Genomic DNA, 18,807 nt, shown 5'->3' with positions numbered 1-18,807 from the left:
TGCATGGAAATCTGGTCGGCCACCGTCGACGCGTTCGCCCTGCTCGCCAACGGCGACGCGGCGTTGTGGATGATCGTCTGGGTGTCGTTGAAGGTGGCGATTGCCGGGCTGCTGCTGGCCGCGCCACCGGGCCTGTTGATCGCTTACACCATCGCCATGCACCGCTTTGCCGGACGTCGTGCGCTGGTGGTATTGGCACAGGCGTCGCTATCGTTTCCGACGGTGCTGATCGGGCTGCTGCTGTATCTGCTGCTCTCGCGCCAGGGGCCGCTCGGCGGTTTCGGGCTGCTGTTCACGCAAGGCGGGATGATTCTCGGGCAGGCGGTGCTCGGCCTGCCGGTGATCATCGCGTTTGCGCTGACGACGCTCGAACGCGCTGACCCGCGACTCGTCGAAACGGCACGCGTGCTGGGCGCCGGACGCGTGCGCCTGTTGCTGACCGTGTTTCGTGAACTGCGCTTCGGCTTGATGGCCGCAGTGGTGGCGGGCTTCGGCCGCGTCATCGCAGAGGTGGGCTCTGCACTGATGGTCGGCGGCAACATCGAAGGCGTCACACGCACCATGACCACGGCGATTGCGCTGGAAACCAGCAAGGGTGAATTCGCACAGGGCATTGCACTGGGCATCGTGCTGATTGCGCTGGCGTTGCTCGTCAACCTGGTGCTGGCGTGGTTGCAGGGCGCAGGCACGTACCGCCGCGAGGTCGCATGAACACGCCCGCGCAGCCGATGATGGTCTTCGAACGCCTGCGCTGCCAGCACGGCACGCGTGTGCTGTTCGACATTCCGCGTCTGGCGCTGTCGGCGGGCAATGCGATTGTCATCACGGGCGCCAATGGGGTCGGCAAGACGACGCTGCTGCGTATGCTGGCGGGGCTCGCGCCGGCCAATGGCGCGACGGTCGACCTGCTGGATGGTGGTCGAGGGCCACAACCGCTGTCGCCCTACCCTGCCGATCTGCGTGCGCGGCTCACCTATGTGCATCAGCATCCGTATCTGTTCCGCACGTCGGTGCGGGCCAATCTCGGCTATGGGCTGACCACCGGAGCACATCGCGTGCCGCGCGCCGAACTGACTGGACGCATTGACGAGGCCATCCGTTGGGCCGGGTTGCAGCACGTGGTGGATGTGCCGCCTGAACGCCTGTCCGGCGGCGAGACACAGCGCCTCGCACTGGCCCGCGCTCGCGCACTGCGCACGGATGCGCTGCTGCTTGATGAACCGACTTCAAACCTGGATGGCACCGCGCGCGAACAGGTCATTGCACTGGTGCAGGAGTTGGCCGCAGAAGGCCGCGCGCTGCTGATGGTGTGCCACGACCGCGAACTCATCAACCTGCCCGGCGTGGCGCGCTGGAAACTAGAGAACGTCGACGGCCAGGGGCGACTCGAAATACGCGGGCACCACACCGCGTAGAGCGTTGCACACGGCGACGGCCTCGGCGCGGGCAACATCGGCGCGGGTCAGCGCACGCTCGTGCAGCGGGGCACCCAACCAAGGTGTTGCGTCTTCCAGCAGCACGGCGCGCATCACGCCCGGCAGGACACCCGCCGACAGCGGTGGCGTCCACCATGCCCCATCGAGTTTGACCAGCACAGTACTGCGCCCGCCTTCGGCCAGCGTGCCGTCGGCATTGAAGAACACGGCATCGAACGCACCTTCGCGCTCTGCGGCTTGCCAGGCGGCATCATAGCCCGCGCGCAAGGTGGTCTTGTGCATCGGCAGACTGTGCGTAACTTCGCGCGATTGGGTGGCGACCACCAAGCGCGCAGGCGCCTCCCACGTTGCATGCAGCGGCGGCAACGGCGCTGCCGTTACGGTGGCGGCACCATCCGGTGTGAGCGACAGGCGCATGCGATACGCGCCCTCGCCTTCCAGTGACGCACACACGCGCGCGACTTCATCGGCCAACGCGGCTTGATCCAACGGAAAACCGAACGCAGCCGCTGAGCGCGCCAATCGGTTGAGATGCCGATCCAGCAACGGCACGCCCTCACGCGTAGCACGCATGGTCTCGAACAGCGACAGCGCCGGATCGAGCGCGGTAATGAAACGCGCCTTCAGCTGACACTCCGCGTACTCCTCATCGGCGACGCTGTCATGCACGATGCCCGAGCCGACGCCGAGTTCGCCGCTGCGCAGGCCATCTGTGCCGGGCGCGCTCAGCACCAGCGTGCGGATCGCCACGGAGAAGCACGCATTGCCCATCGCGCGGTCATCGGCAGGTGCGTCGATCCAGCCGATGGCGCCGGTGTAAAGGCCGCGCGGCTCGGGCTCCAGCGCGTCGATGATCTCCATTGTCCGCCGCTTGGGCGCGCCGGTAATCGAGCCACACGGGAACAACGCACGCAGGCAATCGGCGAGGCCGGTGGCGGGCGGAATCTCCGCTTCCACGGTGGAGGTCATCTGCAGCACGCTGCCAAACGGCGTCACCTCGAACAACGCCGGCACACGCACTGAGCCCGGGCGCGCGAGGCGGCCCAGGTCGTTGCGCAGCAGGTCGACGATCATCAGGTTCTCGGCGCGGTTCTTCTCATCGGCGGCCAGGGCGATGGCGCGGGTCTCGTCGACTTCCACATCACCGGTGGCGGGCGCGGTGCCCTTCATCGGTCGCGCGACCAACCGACCTGCGTGATGCGAGAAGAACAGCTCCGGCGAGCACGACAGAATCGCCCCGCCCTCCGGCAACCCGATAAACGCGCCGTACGGCACTGGCTGACGCGCACGCAGACGCCGATACAGCGCAGCCGGCGCGCCAAACGCCGTCATGCGCAGGCGGTAGGTGTAGTTGACCTCGTAGGTGTCGCCCGCCGCAATCCAGTCGTGGATGCGCGCGATGGCGTGGGTGTAGGTGGCATGATCGACGCTGGCGGTGCAATCGAACAGACCGGCTGCGCCCGCCGCTTCGGGCCACGCGTCAAATAGCGCATCGACCTCAGCCGGCGACAGCACCTGCAGCGAGCGGAACAACAGCACGCGCAAGCGGCCATCGTGGCCGGGCAATGATGAGGAAATTTCAGTGGAGGCCGGCAGACCGACCAGCGGCCCACCAAACTCATAGGGCGCGATGATCAGCGCATGCAAACCCTGGCGCCACGCGGCACGAAGATCATCGTCCAGGCCATCGAGCATGCCGGCCGGCCGGAAGAACTCGCCGGCATAGCCGGTGTACCAGCGCGAACACGGTGCGCCGCCCGAGGTGGCATCGTCCAGCAGCGCGAACGGCGCGCCGGCTTGCGGCAACTGCATGACGATGTCCCCCGAATCTCTACTGCGGTAACGCTGTGCTTACGACGAGAAGAAGTTCTTCACCTTGTCCATCCACGTCTGCTCTTGCGGGCTGTGCCGCGAGCCGCCTTCGTGCACGGACTTGTCGAACTGCTTGAGCAGGTCTTTCTGATGCTCGGTCAGCTTGACCGGCGTCTCGATGTTGATATGCACATAGAGATCACCCGCATAGCCCGAGCGCACGCCCTTGATGCCCTTGCCGCGCAGGCGGAACGTCTTGCCGGCCTGCGTGCCTTCCGGCACCGGAAACGCGACGCGACCGCCCAGCGTCGGCACTTCAATGTCGCCGCCAATCGCCGCCGTCGCGAACGAAATCGGCATCTGGCAGTGCAGATCGTCACCGTCGCGCTCGAACACCGGGTGCTGCTTGATGTGGATTTCCACATACAGGTCGCCCGGGGGGCCGCCGTTGATACCCGGCTCGCCGTTGCCCGACGAGCGGATGCGCATGCCCTCGTCGATGCCGGCCGGGATCTTCACTTCCAGCGTCTTCTGGCTCTTCAGCTTGCCCTGGCCGTGGCACTTCGTGCACGGCTTGGGAATGTACTTGCCGCTGCCGTGGCACTTCGGGCAGGTCTGCTGCATCGTGAAGAAGCCCTGCGACACGCGCACCTGGCCGGCGCCGTGGCAGGTCGGGCAGGTCTCCACGCTGGAGCCGGGCTCGGCGCCCTTGCCGTGACAGTGGTCGCACTCGTCCCAATGCGGCACGCGGATCTGCGTGTCATAGCCGTTCGCGGCCTGCTCCAGCGTGATCTCCATGCTGTAGCGCAGGTCAGCGCCACGGTACATCTGCGGGCCACCGCCACGACGGCCTCCCTGGCCCTGTGCCTGGCCAAAGATGTCGCCAAAAATATCGCCGAATGCTTCGGCAAAGCCGCCGCCAAAGCCGGCACCGCCCGCACCAAAGCCGGCGTTAGGGTCAACACCGGCGTGGCCGTACTGGTCGTACGCAGCCTTCTTCTCCGGCTCGGAGAGCATCTCGTAGGCCTCTTTGGCCTCCTTGAACTTCTCTTCCGCTTCCTTGCTGTCCGGATTGCGGTCCGGGTGGTACTTCATCGCGAGCTTGCGATAGGCCTTCTTGATCTCGTCGTCGCTCGCGTTTTTGCCCACCCCGAGCACTTCGTAGTAATCACGTTTTGCCATAGTGGCTTAACTCGTTGCCTGTTCTTACTGCTTGTCGAATAGCAAAAAAGCCGAGCTTGGCATCAGGTGCGTCCCGCGCCACCCGATAGCCACTGCCCGGCGTACCCTCACGTCCGCTTGGCGGACGATTCGGTTGCTGCTTACTTCTTGTCGTTCACTTCCTTGAACTCAGCGTCGACGACGTTATCGTCGTGCGGTGCGCCTTGTCCTGCCTGCGCGCCTGCTTGGGCACCTGCGGCGTGTTCAGCACCACCGGCTTCGCCCTTGGCTTGCATGTCGGCGTAGACCTTCTCGCCCAGCTTCTGCGAGGCCGTGGCCAGCGCTTCAGTCTTGGCGTCGATTGCGGCCTTGTCAGTGCCCTTCAGGGCTTCTTCCAATTCCTTGATCGCAGCGTCGATCTTGTCCTTCTCGCCCGCTTCCAGCTTGTCGCCGTACTCGCCCAGGGCCTTCTTGGTCGAGTGCACCAGCGCTTCGCCCTGGTTACGGGAATCCACCAGCTCACGCAGCTTCTTGTCTTCCTCGGCGTTAGCCTCGGCGTCCTTCACCATGCGCTCGATCTCAGCTTCCGACAGGCCGGAGCTTGCCTTGATCGTGATCTTGTTTTCCTTGCCGGTCGCCTTGTCCTTGGCGCCCACGTGCAGGATGCCGTTGGCGTCGATGTCGAACGACACTTCAATCTGCGGCGTGCCGCGCGGTGCCGGCGGAATGCCTTCCAGGTTGAATTCGCCCAGCATCTTGTTGCCGGAGGCCATCTCACGCTCGCCCTGGTAGACCTTGATCGTCACGGCCGGCTGGTTGTCGTCGGCAGTCGAGAAGGTCTGCGAGAACTTGGTCGGGATGGTCGTGTTCTTGCCGATCATCTTGGTCATCACGCCGCCCAGCGTTTCGATGCCCAGCGACAGCGGCGTCACGTCCAGCAGCAGCACGTCGGTACGGTCACCGCCCAGCACCTGACCCTGGATGGCAGCGCCCACGGCAACGGCCTCGTCCGGGTTCACGTCCTTGCGGGCTTCCTTGCCGAAGAACTCCTTCACCTTCTCCTGCACCTTCGGCATGCGGGTCATACCGCCGACCAGGATCACGTCGTGGATGTCCGACACCTTCACGCCAGCGTCCTTGATGGCGGTGCGGCACGGATCGATCGTACGGGCGATCAGGTCTTCAACCAGCGCTTCCAACTTGGCGCGCGTGATCTTCAGGTTCAAGTGCTTCGGGCCCGAAGCATCGGCCGTGATGTACGGCAGGTTGATTTCGGTCTGCTGCGTGCTCGACAGCTCGATCTTGGCCTTTTCAGCGGCTTCCTTCAGGCGTTGCAGCGCGAGCACGTCCTTGCTCAGGTCGACGCCCTGGTCCTTCTTGAACTCGCTGATGATGTAATCGATGATGCGCTGGTCGAAGTCTTCGCCGCCCAGGAACGTATCGCCGTTGGTCGACAGCACTTCGAATTGCTTCTCGCCGTCCACGTCGGCAATCTCGATGATCGAGATGTCGAACGTACCGCCGCCCAGGTCATACACGGCGATCTTGCGGTCGCCCTTCTCGTTCTTGTCCAGGCCGAAAGCCAGTGCAGCCGCGGTCGGCTCGTTGATGATGCGCTTGACGTCCAGACCGGCGATGCGGCCGGCATCCTTCGTGGCTTGGCGCTGCGAATCGTTGAAGTACGCCGGCACCGTGATCACGGCTTCGGTCACTTCCTCGCCCAGGTAGTCCTCGGCGGTCTTCTTCATCTTGCGCAGGGTTTCGGCCGAGATTTGCGGCGGGGCCAGCTTCTGACCGCGCACTTCCACCCAGGCGTCGCCGTTGTCGGCCTTGCTGATGGTGTACGGCATCAGGCCGATGTCTTTCTGGACTTCCTTCTCTTCAAACTTGCGGCCGATCAGGCGCTTGACGGCGTACAGCGTGTTGCGCGGGTTGGTCACCGCCTGGCGCTTGGCCGGAGCACCGACCAGAATTTCGCCGTCTTCCATGTAGGCGATGATCGACGGGGTGGTACGCGCGCCTTCGGCGTTCTCGATCACCTTGGGGGTGTTGCCCTCCATGATGGAAACGCAGCTATTGGTGGTACCCAGGTCGATACCGATGATTTTGCCCATGGTCTTACTCCTCGAATTTGGTGTCAGGACTGCACTGAATACAAACTTGGATCGGATGTGGGAGTGCAGCCCGGCTTTTCAAGGCCGAATTTTGAAAAGTTGAGCATTTTGGCCGGTTTTTCTCGGGAAAGCACCCGAAAACATGCCCTCCTTGGCAAGAACCAAGCGTTTGCGGCGTCCAAAGCGCGGCAAACAGGGGCGAAAAGGTCGCGATGGTACCCTTGGCCGCATTGCCACTCGCCGGGAGCACAACCCGGCCCCTCATCCCCCGATGCATTTGCCCCCGTTCCGATCCGCTCTGGGCGCGGCCGTGCTTGCCGCCTGCGCCGTGCCCTCCGCCGATGCCGCCGTCGCCCTGCTCCAGCCCGCACGCCGCGTCGACGCCACCCAGCCGTTCACCCTCACGCTCGTCATTTCGGGCGACGCAGCCCAGCGCAGCTATACCGTGCCCGCAAGGCTGCGCGTGACGGCCACCGCTGATCTGCAGGGGCCGGTGGAAGTGATGCTGGATCGACATAGCGCGGGTTCGGAAACGCTCCACCTGCGCCCAGGCCAAGTCCGAACCATCACTTACAGCGGCACGCTACCGGAGGTGCTGCGCGGCGCGGTCCGCATCGACGTACCAGAACTGGATGCCGCACCCGTGCTGGTAACGCTCGTACGCGGCGCAGACGCCACGCAGATTGCCGCCGAAGGCGCGCCGGCCGGCGCGGCCCGCAATGCCGCCGCAGACGCCACGCGCCCAGGTGGCGCGCTGGGCACCAACCCGAGCGCAATCGCAAGCAGCGCCAACGCCGCCCCGACTGCTGCCGTGGCAGTCGCCGGCGCCGGTGAGGCACCCCGCCCGCCCGAAGAAACCGCCCGCCTGACCTTCCACGAACCGATGTTCGCGGCCCTGGGCGCGCACGAAGGCCTGAACATGAAGTTCCAGTTGAGCTTCAAGTTCCGCATTTTCCAGCCGGAGAACCCGGCGTCGACAGCGCTGCTCGACAACCTGTACTTCGGCTACACACAGTTCTCGTTGTGGGATCTGGGCAAGGAATCGGCGCCATTCCGGGATACGAACTATCGGCCGAGTCTCTTCTATTACCGGCCTGATACCGGCATCCGGGGTGGCGCGCTCTCGCGGCTGTCGTTCGCCGGCGGCATCGAGCACGAATCGAACGGCCGTGACGGCGACGCCTCGCGCGCCATCAACACCGTGTTCGTACGCCCGACCTTCCATTTCGGTGACCTGACCGACTATCACTGGAAGTTCGAGCCCAAGCTGTACGCCTATCTCACGCGCACCGGCAACACCGACATCGCGCACTACCGCGGCTTTGGGGATTTCCGCGTGTCGTACGGTGCGCCCAATGGCTGGGAATTGGCGGCCACGCTGCGCAAGGGCACGCGCAAGGGCTATGGCAGTGTGGATGCGCAGCTCTCCTACCCGATGAGCCGCATCTTCAGTGGCACGGCCGGCTACCTGTTCATCCAGTACTTCACCGGCTACGGCGAGAGCCTGCTCGACTACAACCACAAGCTGGGCTCGCAGTTGCGCGTCGGGTACAGCCTCTCGCGTTAAGAACCCACTCGCTGCGGAGCGTGAGCAGGTTCTAGAACACCTCGGCCGCGTTACAGCGTGTGCTGGCCGCTGGCCTCAGGCTGGAAGGCGACGCGCTCGATGCGCAGCGCATGCTTGGCACCGTTGGGTGCGGTGTACTTGACGGACTTGCCCTCGCGCTGCCCCAGCAGCGCCGCGCCCATCGGCGAAAGCACCGACAGTTTGGCCGACGCCAGGTTGGCCTCTTCCGGATAGACCAGCGTCCACTCCTGCGCCGCGCCGGCGTCGTCCACCACACGCACCACCGAGTTCATCGTCACCACGTTGGCGGGAATCTTGCTGCCCGGCACAACGTTGGCACGGGCGATGAGGTCGTCGACGAGTTCGGCCAGTGGCGAGTTGCTGCCAGCGCGGGCTGCGGCGTTTTCCAGGCGGGTGAGGTCGAGCTCGGTCAGGTAGATGACGGCTGCGGACATGGCAATCTCCTACGGAATTGTCTTGAACACTAGGTAAAGCCGCAGCCGATGGCATGGCAGCCGTGGGCATTGGCAAGAAAACCGGCGGGCGCAAATGCCGGCCGGCGGTGATACCGAACTGCAGGTGTGGGGATGAGCCCGGCGGCGACGTGCCGCTAGGGCACTAGAACAACCGCCGGGCGGCGGCAAGGGCCGCGGTCATCGCCTGAGCGGCGCGCGGCAAGGTGCGCGCCACGCGCTTCGGGCGCACGGCACGGGAAGAAGAAGCAATGAGGAAGGCCGCAGCCATCGGCATCGACGTCATGGTGGACGGTGCCTCAGACGAGCGGCTTGCCTGCCAGCGTGTTGCGCGCATTGGCAACCGCGGCAGCGAACTGCGCGTGGCCATGCCAGCCGGTTACCCGGCCGAGCTTTTTGCCACGATGAGCGGACAGGAACACCGGAACGCCACGCATGCCAAGCGCCGCGACCGCGGTCGTATCGACCGGGATCACGGCGGGCGCTGCATGCAACGAAGTAGTGTTCTGGATCATGAACGTGAACGCGTTGGCTTACTTGGGCGCGGCCACCGTCACCAGGGCCGGACGCAGCACGCGGTCGGCCAGGGTGTAGCCGCGCTGGAGCACGGTCACCACGGTGTTGGGCTCCTGATCGGCCGGCACCATCGAGATGGCCTGGTGACGATGCGGATCGAACTTTTCGCCCACCGGGTTCAGCTCGGTCACGCGGCCCTTTTCGAAGGCGGCATAGAGCTGTTTAAGCGTAAGTTCAACGCCCTCACGCTGCTTGGCGACGTCGCCCGACGTGTCAGCCAGTGCGGCTTGCAGGCTGTCCATCACAGGCAGCAGGTATTCAGCAAAGCCTTCGATGGCGAACTTGTGTGCCTTGGCCACGTCGTCCTGACCGCGGCGGCGGATGTTTTCGCCTTCAGCGGTGGCGCGTGCCCAGTTTTCGTAGTTCTGGCGCGCCTTTTCCTCAGCGGCTTCCAGTTGGCGGCGCAGTTCGGTGATGTCCGCGTCAGCTACGGCTTCCGCCACGGCGGCTTCGTCACCGGCAACGGCCTGGGCATCGGCGCTGGCGCGCTGGGCCTGGCTCGAATAGGCATTGGCGGCCTGGCCGGCAGCGGCGGATTGCGTCGGCTGAGCGGCTTGCGTGTCCGGGGTCGAGGGAGTTTCCGAAGTGTGTTTCATAGCGCTGGATAAAGGGATCGACGCACAACACGTGCCGGGCACCGATCCACTGGATTTTCACAAACAATTTCTCCCCGATATGGGGCATTTGGCGCGCCTTTCAAGGGCGCAGGGTGCACGGCAACTGTGCGCCGTGCATCACGAAATATCGCGTTACAAGTTTCATCTGACTGCAACGGCACGGCGATTGCGAGGCCATAATCGGCCGCCTATGATGCAAGAAAAATCTGGGGGGCGCGAGCTTCTTTGAGGGTTCGTACCATGCACAACAAGCTGCCAGTATTCACCGTGCTCCTGCTGTTGACCCTGACCGCAGCGACAACGTTCATTTGCCTGTCTGGCGCCGTCACACCGCGTTATACGGAGTACGGCAGCGGCAAGGCCATCTTCAAGCACTACATCAGCAAACCACTGCAGATGCAGCAGTTGCCGCGCGGCTTGAGTTTCGCAAGTTAGCACACACTCGCGCGTTACGCCCGTTCATTCGCCCAGTTTGTCGATGCGACGCCGGTCACGCTTGGTAGGCCGACCCGTGATCTGCACAGCGGGTTCCTGATATAGCCGGCGCTTGTCGGCGCTTTCCTCGCGTTTTAAGCGACTCGCATCCGTCTCGGCATAGAGTGTTTGCGCAACCGAGGCGGGGCCGCGCAGTTCGGCCAACGCCATCACCTGCACTTCCCATTGCTGCTCATGCGCGTGCACCCGTACGCGGTCACCAATCTTCACATCCTTAGCTGGGCGAACGGGCTGGTCGTTGATCTGCACGCGGCCGCGCTCCACGGCGTCGGTCGCCTGCGAGCGCGTCTTGAAGAAGCGCGCCGCCCACAGCCATTTGTCGATGCGGACGCGGTCTGCCGGGTCGGTACTCACCTTCATGCGGCGGCACCTTTACTCTGCGCGCGCGTGCGGCTGGCTTCCAGCACGTGCGGATGCGTGAGCGTGAGCGGCCAGCCCTGCAGATGCGCGAGCGCAATGTCGGCAATGCCGGCAATCCACGCCTCGTTGTCGTTCAGGCAGGGGATGTAGTGGAACTCCTTGCCGCCCGCGACACGGAAGGTGGACTGCCCTTCCATGGCGATCTCTTCCAGCGTCTCCAAGCAATCCGTGGGGAAGCCGGGGCAAAACACGTCGACACGGTTGGTGCCGACACGGCCGAGTTCTTCCAGCGTGGGCGCGGTGTACGGCTGCAGCCATTCCGCGCGGCCGAAGCGGGATTGGAACGTGACTAGGTACTGCCCCGGCTGCAGGCCAAGCGCCTCACCCAGCAGACGGCCGGTCTTCAGGCATTCGCAGTGGTATGGATCGCCCAACTCGAGCGTGCGGCGCGGCACGCCATGGAACGACAGCAGCAGCTTGTCGCCGCGCGCAAAGTCCGGCGCACCGTGCTGTGCCCAGTACGCACCCACCTGCTGGTGCAGCGCGTTGATGTAGGCCGGGTCGTCGTGGAAATGCTTGACCAGCCGCAGCTCCGGCTGATTGCGCATCTCGCCGAGCACACGAAAGACTTCGTCGAAGGCGGTGGCGGTGGTGGTACCGGAATACTGCGGATACATCGGCAGCACGAGGATGCGCTCGACGCCCTGCTTGCGCAGCGCCTGCATGACGGATGGGATCGACGGATTGCCGTAGCGCATCGCGCAGGCGACCACCACGTCGTGGCCCTGTGCATTCAGCAACTGCTGGAGCGCATGCGCCTGGCGCTCGCTATAGACCAGCAGTGGCGAGCCCGTCATGTTGGCTTCGCGCAGCCAGATGCTCTCGTACTTGTGCGCAGACGCGCGCGAGCGCAGCGGCAGGATCAGCACGTTGAGGATGAACCACCACGCGGCGCGCGGAATCTCCACCACGCGTGGGTCGGACAGGAACTGGCGCAGGTAGCGGCCGACCTCGCGCGGCGAGGTGCCGTCCGGCGTGCCGAGGTTGACCAGCAGGATCGCCGTGCGATCGGGCTGGCCGTGCTGGAACAGAGGTTCGGGCAAGAAGGGCATGAGGCGCGGGTTCGCGATAGACCCGGCTGATTATACGAGCGGCAGTATTGCGTACCGCTTGCAGGGCAACGCGCAACACGCGATTGACTCAAGGCTCGCAATGGCGTCGGCTACACTCGCGACTCAATAATGGCAGCCCCCGGTCTTTGAGCATCAAGAAAATGGGGTCGCTGTTTAGCCGCGGTGCAACGCACCAAGCCATCGACCATAGCGCTCGACGAACAAGAATAAGGTGATTCATGGGAGTGACAAAAACGGTTCGACTGCTTTCAAAGTCGACATACCGTACCGGTGCTGCGCTGCTGATTGCGCCGTTGCTGCTGCTCGGATGCGCAAGCAATACGGCCCCTGTGGCGATGCAGTTTGCTGCGAAAACCGATGCAGCAAAATATCGCCGCGTTGCCGTACTGCCGTTTGACGGGGATGGCGGCGCGAAGGCCACCATCGACTTCGAAAGCATGCTGGCTTCGGTACGGTACGAGCAAAAGCCTTACTTCACGATCGTCGATCGGTCACAACTGCAGAATGTGATCGGAGAACTCGCGCTGCAGCACAGCGGACTGGCGGATCCTCGTACAGCCGCGAAGATCGGGCGACTCACCGGCGCTGAAGCGCTGTATGGCGGCTCGGCCATCATTTCCCCAATCGCGTATCAGTACTCCACTGAGCCCCGATCCGTCTGTCCAAAGGACCGAAAGTGCTACACAACGCAGGTTCGCTGCACGACGAAAACCGCGCGATTCGAACTGACCCCGCGACTCGTTGAAGTGGCTCGCGGCACCGTTGTCTACAGCGAAACCAAGGTGGGTTTGGCGAGTTCGTACCGATGCGAAGACCAGGCCACCGATGACCCGGAACAGGTTCTGGTGACCAAAGCCGCGGCCAATGCCTTTGCGCAGGCCCGAGAAGATGTGGCGCCGTACGAAAGGAATGTCCTTGTGAAGTTCCAGAGCAGCACGGACGGCATCAACCCGCAGTCTGTCGAGATCTTCAAAGGAAGTTTGGAATTTGCGAATGCGGGAAGGTTTGATCGTGCGTGCACGCAGTGGGCGGATCTTACGCGCGCCAACCCATCCAGCTTTGCGCTGCAATACAACCTTGCCGTGTGCGATGAGGTCAGTGGTCGCCTCGACGCAGCGCTGCTGAAATACCAGCAAGTTGACGCTACGCTCACAAAGCCGGATGCAGACGTCAATGCGGCACTCGCTCGGGTCCGCAGCGGGATCGCGGAGCAGGAGAAGTTGAAGAAGAAACCCAGCGACCCGCGCAGTTCAGCTCCGCAGACGACCCGTCGTTGAACGGTAGCGATTGCTGAACGGCTCAATGCTGTGCTGATTTGCACAGCATTGAGCGCATCTACCTCTACACCACCACCCCATCCTTGACCACGCCCATGCATGGGTTGAGACCCATCGCATAGGCCAGATCAGCGGGCCGATCAATGCGCCACAGCGCGAAATCAGCCGCGCAGCCCGGGGCGAGCACACCGCAGGTGCCTGCCAAGCCGAGTGCCGCCGCTGCATGCCGCGTGGCACCGGCCAGGGCTTCCAGCGGCGTCAGGCGGAACAGCGTGCACGCCATGTTCATCGCCAGCAGCAGCGAGGTCAGCGGCGAAGTGCCGGGGTTGCAATCGGTCGACACGGCCATCGGCACACCAGCGGCACGCAGGGCGTCCATCGGCGGCAAACGGGTCTCGCGCAAGCAATAGAACGCGCCGGGCAACAGCACAGCCACCGTGCCCGCTTGCGCCATGGCAGCAACGCCTGCGTCCGTCAGGCATTCGAGGTGATCAGCAGACAGGCCGCCGTAACGCGCTACCAGCGCCGCCCCACCCTGGTCGGAGAGCTGTTCCGCGTGCAGCTTGACCGGCAGCCCCAAGCGTTGCGCCGCATCGAACATGCGCGCCGTCTGTGCGGGCGAGAAGCCGATGGTTTCGCAGAAGGCGTCAACGGCATCGACGAGGCCCTCGGTAGCGAGTGCGGGCAGCACGTCGGCGCAGAGGTGGTCGATGTAGTCATCTGCACGGCCGGCGAACTCGGGCGGCACGGCGTGCGCGCCGAGGAAGGTCGTGCGCACCCGCACCGGCAGCGACTGGCCGAAGCGGCGTGCGACGCACAGCATGCGGCGCTCGGTTTCCAGATCCAGGCCGTAGCCGGACTTGAGCTCGACGGTGGTGACGCCTTCGGCGCGCAGCGCGTTCAGACGCGGCAGGCTGGCTTCGGCGAGTGCGTCTTCGCTTGCCGCACGCGTGGCGCGCACGGTGGAGAGAATGCCGCCACCCGCGCGCGCAATCTGCTCGTATGGCACGCCGTTCAGGCGCGCCTCGAATTCATTGCTGCGGTTGCCGGCGTAGACGAGGTGCGTGTGGCAATCGATCAGGCCGGGGGTGAGCCACGCGCCGCCGCCATCGTGCTCGCGTGCGGCGTGAGCGTTGGCGGGCAAGTCGGCACGCGCGCCGAGCCATGCAATACGACCGTCCTTGACGGCGATAGCGCCGTCGCGGATCTCGCCATAGCCGTCAGCATCCGCCGCCAGCGTGGCCAGGTGGACGTTGGTCCAAAGCGCATCCCAGTGCATGTCAGCCATGTACGGTTCCTTGCAGGCCAATGCCGTCGGCCACCCGCGCAACCAAGCGGGCCGCGACGCGTGCCGTGTGGTTATCGATGTCGAGCGATGGATTCAGCTCCGCCACATCCGCCAGCCGCAGCTTGCCCGAGCTGACCACGCGATCGACGATGGGCTCGATCACATCCATCGACACGCCGCGTGCGGACGGTGCGCTCACGCCAGGGGCAACGCCCGCCGGCAGCACATCCAGGCACATCGTCAGATAAACGTGATCGACCTGGTTCAAGAACACGTCGACCACCTGCAGCACGTGTGCGAGCTGCATGATGTCCATCTCGTCGTCATGCATCCAGCGCACGCCGAGTTGGCGGGCGCGGGCGAACAGTGCTTCGGTGTTGGCGTAGGTGCTCACGCCCAGGCAGGCGTAGTGGAACGGCCAGCCGCGTCGCGCACAGTCTTCAGCGATCTGGCGGAACGGTGTGCCGGAGCTGCCGCGCTCGCCTGCGCGCAAGTCGAAATGCGCATCGAGGTTGAGGATGCCGATGCGCGGCGCTTGCTGCGACTTGCCAGCCAGATGCCGCGCCAGGCCGCCAAACGACGCCCATGCGATCTCATGCCCCCCGCCCAGCGCGATCGGGAACGCGCCACGATCGAGCAGATCGTGCAGCACGCCGGACAGCTCGCTCTGCGCATCTTCAAGCGCATCACCCTGGCACGTCACATCCCCCGCATCGACGACCACGCGGCCCGCGCGCGCCGGCAGGTTGGCGAGCATCTTGCGGATGGCGTTAGGGCCAGCTTGCGCACCGGTGCGCCCATGGTTGCGCGCAACGCCTGCGTCGCACGCAAAACCCGCCAGCGCAACGGTGTTGGCCAGCGGCGTCGATGCGTCAATGCGATGGACCGTCTGGTGCCAGCGCAGGCCCAGCGGGCCCTCCTCCGCATCGACGCGGCCTTGCCAGACGTTCCCGGCGTCCATTTGGGCTTGGGCCAACATGATCAGACCAGCGCGAGCGCGGCCAACTGGGCGCCGCACGAATCGCCCAGGTTACCGTCGAGCACGAGGCGGCGGGCCGCTTCGATGTCCGGTGCGAAGAGGCGGTCTTCACCGTAGTACGCCACGCGCGAGCGGATGCAGCCATGTGCCTTCTGCAGCGTGTCGGACGTCGCCAGCGGCTTGTGGAAGTCAACGCCCTGCGCAGCCGCCAGCGCCTCGATACCGACAATGGTGGCGGTGTTGTCTGCCATGTCCTGCAGACGGCGCCCAGCGAAGGTCGCCATGCTGACGTGGTCTTCCTGGTTGGCGGAGGTCGGCAGGCTGTCAACGCTGGCCGGGTGGGCAAACGTCTTGTTTTCCGACGCCAGTGCGGCGGCAGTGACATGCGCAATCATGAAGCCCGAGTTCAGACCCGGTTGCTCGACCAGGAACGGCGGCAGGCCCGACAGCGTGGAATCGATCAGCAGCGCAATGCGGCGCTCCGACAGCGCACCGATTTCGGCAATCGCCATCGCCAACATGTCAGCGGCAAAGGCCACCGGCTCGGCGTGGAAGTTGCCGCCCGAGATCACTTCACCAGCTTCAGCGTAGACCAGCGGGTTGTCCGTCACCGCGTTGGCTTCGGTGAGCAACGTGCCGCCGGCCTGACGGATCAGGTCGAAGCACGCGCCCATGACTTGCGGCTGGCAGCGCAGGCTGTACGGGTCTTGCACGCGCTTGTCGCCCACCAGGTGCGACTTGCGGATGGCGCTGCCCGTCAACAGGTTGCGGTACACGGCGGCGGTGGCGATCTGCCCGGCCTGGCCGCGCACGGCGTGCACACGCGGATCGAACGGTGCATCGCTGCCCTTGGCGGCGTCCACCGACAGCGCACCAACCACGGTGGCTGCTTGCAGCAGGCGCTCGGCCAAGAACAAGCCGTTCAATGCCAGCGCAGTCGACACTTGCGTGCCGTTGATGAGCGCCAGGCCTTCCTTGGCAGCCAGTGCGATCGGCTCGATGCCGGCGGCGGCCAGCGCTGCACGTGCCGGGGTACGCACACCGTTCACGCGCACATCGCCCTCGCCCAGCAGGGCCAGCGTCATGTGAGCCAGCGGTGCCAGGTCACCCGACGCGCCCACTGAACCCTTGGATGGAATGCACGGTGTGATGCCCGCGTTCAGCAGCGCCAGCAGCGTGTCGATCACGACACGGCGCACGCCCGAATAACCGCGTGCGAGGCTCGCTGCCTTCATCAGCAGCACGAGGCGCGCCACGCTGTCGCTCACGTCTTCACCGGTACCAACGGCGTGCGACAGGATCAGGTTGCGTTGCAGGCGCTCCAGCTCGTGCGTGGGAATCTGCGTTTTGGCCAGCAGGCCGAACCCGGTGTTGATGCCGTAAGCAGGATCGCCCTTGGCAACGATGGCCTGCACGGTGGCAGCCGACGCTTCGATGGCGGCAGCGCAGTCGCCGGACAAAGCAACAGGCGTTGGGGCGAGCCACACGCGGCGCAGGTCGGCAAAGGTCATCTCGCCCGGTTGCAGCGTGAGGATGGGGGGCGTGGTCATGGTGTTCATGGTCAATGCGTTTGGATGTTTCATTGTCACCCCGGCGCGCGACCGGGGCACATCGTTTAGTCGTACAAATCCCCGCCCGCGCGGGGATCGCCGTATCGGCTCAGCCGATCATCGGCAGGTTCAGACCGTTGCGCTTGGCGCAGGCAACGGCGGTCTCATAGCCCGCATCCGCGTGGCGCATGACGCCCGAGCCGGAATCGTTGACCAGCACGCGGCCCAGGCGCTTTGCGGCGGCTTCCGTGCCGTCAGCAACGATCACCACGCCCGAGTGCTGCGAATAGCCCATGCCGACGCCGCCACCGTGGTGCAGCGACACCCAGGTCGCGCCGCCAGCGGTGTTGAGCAGCGCGTTGAGCAGCGGCCAGTCCGACACGGCATCGGTGCCGTCACGCATCGATTCCGTCTCACGGTTGGGGCTGGCGACGGAGCCGGTGTCGAGGTGATCGCGGCCGATCACGATCGGGGCCTTCAGCTCGCCGTTCTTGACCATCTCGTTGAAGGCCAAGCCGGCCAGGTGGCGCTCGCCCAGACCCAGCCAGCAGATACGTGCGGGCAGGCCCTGGAAGGCGATGCGATCACGCGCCATGTCGAGCCAGCGGTGCACGTGCGTGTTGTGCGGGAAGAGTTCCTTGATCTTGGCATCCGTCTTGTAGATGTCTTCCGGGTCACCCGACAGCGCGACCCAGCGGAACGGGCCCTTGCCCTCGCAGAACAACGGACGGATGTAGGCCGGCACGAAGCCCGGGAAGTCGAAAGCATTCTTCACGCCCTGGTCGAACGCGACCTGGCGGATGTTGTTGCCGTAATCGACGGTCGGGATGCCCATGGCCTGGAAGTCGAGCATGGCTTGCACGTGCACAGCGCACGACTTGGCGGCCTCGTCGGTCAGGCGGGCGTGCTGCGACGGATCGCGTTGCGCAGCACGCCATTGCTCGACCGTCCAGCCCACCGGCAGGTAGCCGTTGACCAGATCATGTGCCGAGGTCTGGTCGGTCACCAGATCCGGCTTCAGGCCGCCGGCGCGGGCACGCTTGACCAGCTCCGGCAAGATTTCCGCCGCATTGCCCAGCAGACCGATGGAAACGGCCTCGCCGCGCTCGCAATGGTGGCGGATCAGGTTGAAGGCGTCGTCGATGTCCTTGGCTTGCTTGTCGAGGTAACGCGTGCGCAGGCGGAAGTCGATGCTCGATTGCTGGCACTCGATGTTCAGCGACACGGCGCCAGCCAGCGTGGCAGCCAGCGGCTGTGCGCCGCCCATGCCGCCCAGGCCGGCGGTCAGGATCCACTTACCAGCCAGCTTGCCGTCGTAGTGCTGGCGGCCGGCTTCAGCAAAGGTCTCGTACGTGCCTTGCACGATGCCTTGGCTGCCGATGTAGATCCAGCTACCGGCCGTCATCTGGCCGTACATGAACAGGCCCTTACGGTCCAGCTCGTTGAAGTGTTCCCAGTTCGCCCACTTGGGCACCAGGTTGGAGTTGGCGATCAGCACGCGCGGTGCGTCCGGGTGCGTCTTGAACACGCCGACCGGCTTGCCGGATTGCACCAGCAGCGATTCGTCATCGTTCAGCTCGCGCAGCGTTTCGAGGATCTTGTCGTAGCAGGCCCAGTCGCGCGCCGCACGGCCAATACCGCCGTAGACAACCAGGTGCTTCGGGTTCTCGGCCACGTCTGGATCCAGGTTGTTCTGCAGCATGCGGTAGGCGGCTTCGGTCAGCCAGCTCTTGCAGTGCAGCTCGGTGCCGCGCGGGGCGCGAATCTCGCGCGATGCGTCGTAACGCGGGTCGTTGGTCAGGTGTGCAGCGTTGGTCGGGGCATTCATGTGAGGTCTCCTGCGAACTCCTTGGGTGTGCTGAGCATCTTATGTTGTATATACAACTTAGGCAAGAAAACTTTACAAGCTAAGAGCAAACCCTGATGATGACTGTCATCCGCACATCACATCGGCCGCCAGACCGCACAA

Annotated in this window: 17 protein-coding genes and 1 pseudogene; 5 read left to right on the top strand and 13 right to left on the bottom strand. The window is 64.7% G+C overall.

Annotation, left to right across the window (positions count from 1 at the left end):
- Nucleotides 1–3 precede the first annotated feature (3 nt).
- Complete coding sequence (locus tag PI87_RS23235; protein WP_039600073.1) at nucleotides 4–711, top strand: ABC transporter permease; 708 nt, start codon at nucleotides 4–6, stop codon at nucleotides 709–711.
- Complete coding sequence (locus PI87_RS23230; RefSeq protein WP_039600072.1) at nucleotides 708–1,415, top strand: energy-coupling factor ABC transporter ATP-binding protein; 708 nt, start codon at nucleotides 708–710, stop codon at nucleotides 1,413–1,415. Before PI87_RS23235 ends, PI87_RS23230 begins: the two co-directional genes overlap by 4 nt.
- Here the strand turns inward: PI87_RS23230 and PI87_RS23225 are convergent.
- From PI87_RS23225 to dnaK, 3 genes are all read right to left on the bottom strand, one after another.
- Complete coding sequence (locus PI87_RS23225) at nucleotides 1,359–3,248, bottom strand: bifunctional chorismate-binding protein/class IV aminotransferase (RefSeq protein WP_039600071.1); 1,890 nt, start codon at nucleotides 3,246–3,248, stop codon at nucleotides 1,359–1,361. The two genes, PI87_RS23230 and PI87_RS23225, sit on opposite strands and share 57 nt — an antisense overlap.
- A 39-nt stretch (nucleotides 3,249–3,287) precedes the next feature.
- Complete coding sequence (gene dnaJ / locus PI87_RS23220) at nucleotides 3,288–4,430, bottom strand: molecular chaperone DnaJ (RefSeq protein ID WP_039600070.1); 1,143 nt, start codon at nucleotides 4,428–4,430, stop codon at nucleotides 3,288–3,290.
- A 140-nt stretch (nucleotides 4,431–4,570) separates the two neighbouring features.
- Nucleotides 4,571–6,523: a molecular chaperone DnaK gene (dnaK, locus tag PI87_RS23215; protein ID WP_039600069.1), complete on the bottom strand. Its 1,953-nt coding sequence runs from the start codon at nucleotides 6,521–6,523 to the stop codon at nucleotides 4,571–4,573.
- A 271-nt stretch (nucleotides 6,524–6,794) separates the two neighbouring features.
- Here dnaK and PI87_RS23210 point away from each other — a divergent pair, with 271 nt between their 5' ends.
- The gene (locus PI87_RS23210; RefSeq protein WP_039600068.1) at nucleotides 6,795–8,090 is read left to right on the top strand and encodes a phospholipase A; all 1,296 of its coding nucleotides are present in this window, start codon (nucleotides 6,795–6,797) and stop codon (nucleotides 8,088–8,090) included.
- Between the two features lie 50 nt (nucleotides 8,091–8,140).
- On the opposite strand, the gene rnk is transcribed toward PI87_RS23210, so the two are convergent.
- The 4 genes and pseudogenes from rnk to grpE all read right to left on the bottom strand — a co-directional run bounded on the left by rnk (nucleotide 8,141) and on the right by grpE (nucleotide 9,735).
- Nucleotides 8,141–8,545: a nucleoside diphosphate kinase regulator gene (rnk, locus tag PI87_RS23205; protein WP_039600067.1), complete on the bottom strand. Its 405-nt coding sequence runs from the start codon at nucleotides 8,543–8,545 to the stop codon at nucleotides 8,141–8,143.
- A gap of 163 nt (nucleotides 8,546–8,708) precedes the next feature.
- Entirely contained in the window at nucleotides 8,709–8,849 is a 141-nt protein-coding gene (locus PI87_RS29705) for a hypothetical protein (protein WP_232314067.1), read from the bottom strand.
- Between the two features lie 13 nt (nucleotides 8,850–8,862).
- Nucleotides 8,863–9,003: pseudogene (locus PI87_RS23200) on the bottom strand (thioredoxin family protein); the annotation flags it as partial.
- 93 nt (nucleotides 9,004–9,096) lie between these two features.
- On the bottom strand, nucleotides 9,097–9,735 hold the full coding sequence (gene grpE, locus PI87_RS23195; protein ID WP_039600066.1) for a nucleotide exchange factor GrpE: 639 nt from the start codon (nucleotides 9,733–9,735) through the stop codon (nucleotides 9,097–9,099).
- Nucleotides 9,736–9,996: 261 nt separating this feature from the next.
- Between grpE and PI87_RS23190 the strand changes: the two genes are divergently transcribed.
- Nucleotides 9,997–10,191, top strand: coding sequence for a hypothetical protein (locus tag PI87_RS23190; RefSeq protein ID WP_039600065.1), 195 nt, complete (start codon nucleotides 9,997–9,999; stop codon nucleotides 10,189–10,191).
- Nucleotides 10,192–10,215: 24 nt separating this feature from the next.
- On the opposite strand, the gene PI87_RS23185 is transcribed toward PI87_RS23190, so the two are convergent.
- Nucleotides 10,216–10,611 carry an RNA-binding S4 domain-containing protein gene (locus PI87_RS23185; RefSeq protein WP_039600064.1) on the bottom strand — a complete coding sequence of 132 codons (396 nt, stop codon included), beginning with the start codon at nucleotides 10,609–10,611 and terminating at the stop codon, nucleotides 10,216–10,218.
- Nucleotides 10,608–11,723: a ferrochelatase gene (gene hemH, locus PI87_RS23180; RefSeq protein ID WP_039600063.1), complete on the bottom strand. Its 1,116-nt coding sequence runs from the start codon at nucleotides 11,721–11,723 to the stop codon at nucleotides 10,608–10,610. The genes PI87_RS23185 and hemH overlap by 4 nt, the downstream gene beginning before the upstream one ends.
- A 239-nt stretch (nucleotides 11,724–11,962) precedes the next feature.
- Between hemH and PI87_RS23175 the strand changes: the two genes are divergently transcribed.
- Nucleotides 11,963–13,021, top strand: a complete 1,059-nt coding sequence (locus tag PI87_RS23175) for a CsgG/HfaB family protein (protein WP_084210067.1) — start codon at nucleotides 11,963–11,965, stop codon at nucleotides 13,019–13,021.
- Nucleotides 13,022–13,085: 64 nt separating this feature from the next.
- Here the strand turns inward: PI87_RS23175 and hutI are convergent, their stop codons facing one another.
- The 4 genes from hutI to hutU all read right to left on the bottom strand — a co-directional run bounded on the left by hutI (nucleotide 13,086) and on the right by hutU (nucleotide 18,666).
- The gene (gene hutI, locus PI87_RS23170) at nucleotides 13,086–14,309 is read right to left on the bottom strand and encodes an imidazolonepropionase (RefSeq protein WP_039600061.1); all 1,224 of its coding nucleotides are present in this window, start codon (nucleotides 14,307–14,309) and stop codon (nucleotides 13,086–13,088) included.
- Nucleotides 14,302–15,288, bottom strand: a complete 987-nt coding sequence (hutG, locus tag PI87_RS23165) for a formimidoylglutamase (RefSeq protein WP_039600060.1) — start codon at nucleotides 15,286–15,288, stop codon at nucleotides 14,302–14,304. The genes hutI and hutG overlap by 8 nt, the downstream gene beginning before the upstream one ends.
- Nucleotides 15,289–15,290: 2 nt before the next feature.
- On the bottom strand, nucleotides 15,291–16,847 hold the full coding sequence (gene hutH / locus PI87_RS23160) for a histidine ammonia-lyase (RefSeq protein WP_039600059.1): 1,557 nt from the start codon (nucleotides 16,845–16,847) through the stop codon (nucleotides 15,291–15,293).
- Nucleotides 16,848–16,947: 100 nt separating this feature from the next.
- Complete coding sequence (gene hutU, locus PI87_RS23155) at nucleotides 16,948–18,666, bottom strand: urocanate hydratase (RefSeq protein WP_039600058.1); 1,719 nt, start codon at nucleotides 18,664–18,666, stop codon at nucleotides 16,948–16,950.
- Nucleotides 18,667–18,807 lie beyond the last annotated feature (141 nt).

Origin of the sequence: Ralstonia sp. A12 (genome assembly GCF_000801955.1) — a bacterium.
In the GTDB taxonomy this organism is placed as follows: domain Bacteria; phylum Pseudomonadota; class Gammaproteobacteria; order Burkholderiales; family Burkholderiaceae; genus Ralstonia.
This window is presented reverse-complemented; position numbering and strand designations above follow the sequence as displayed.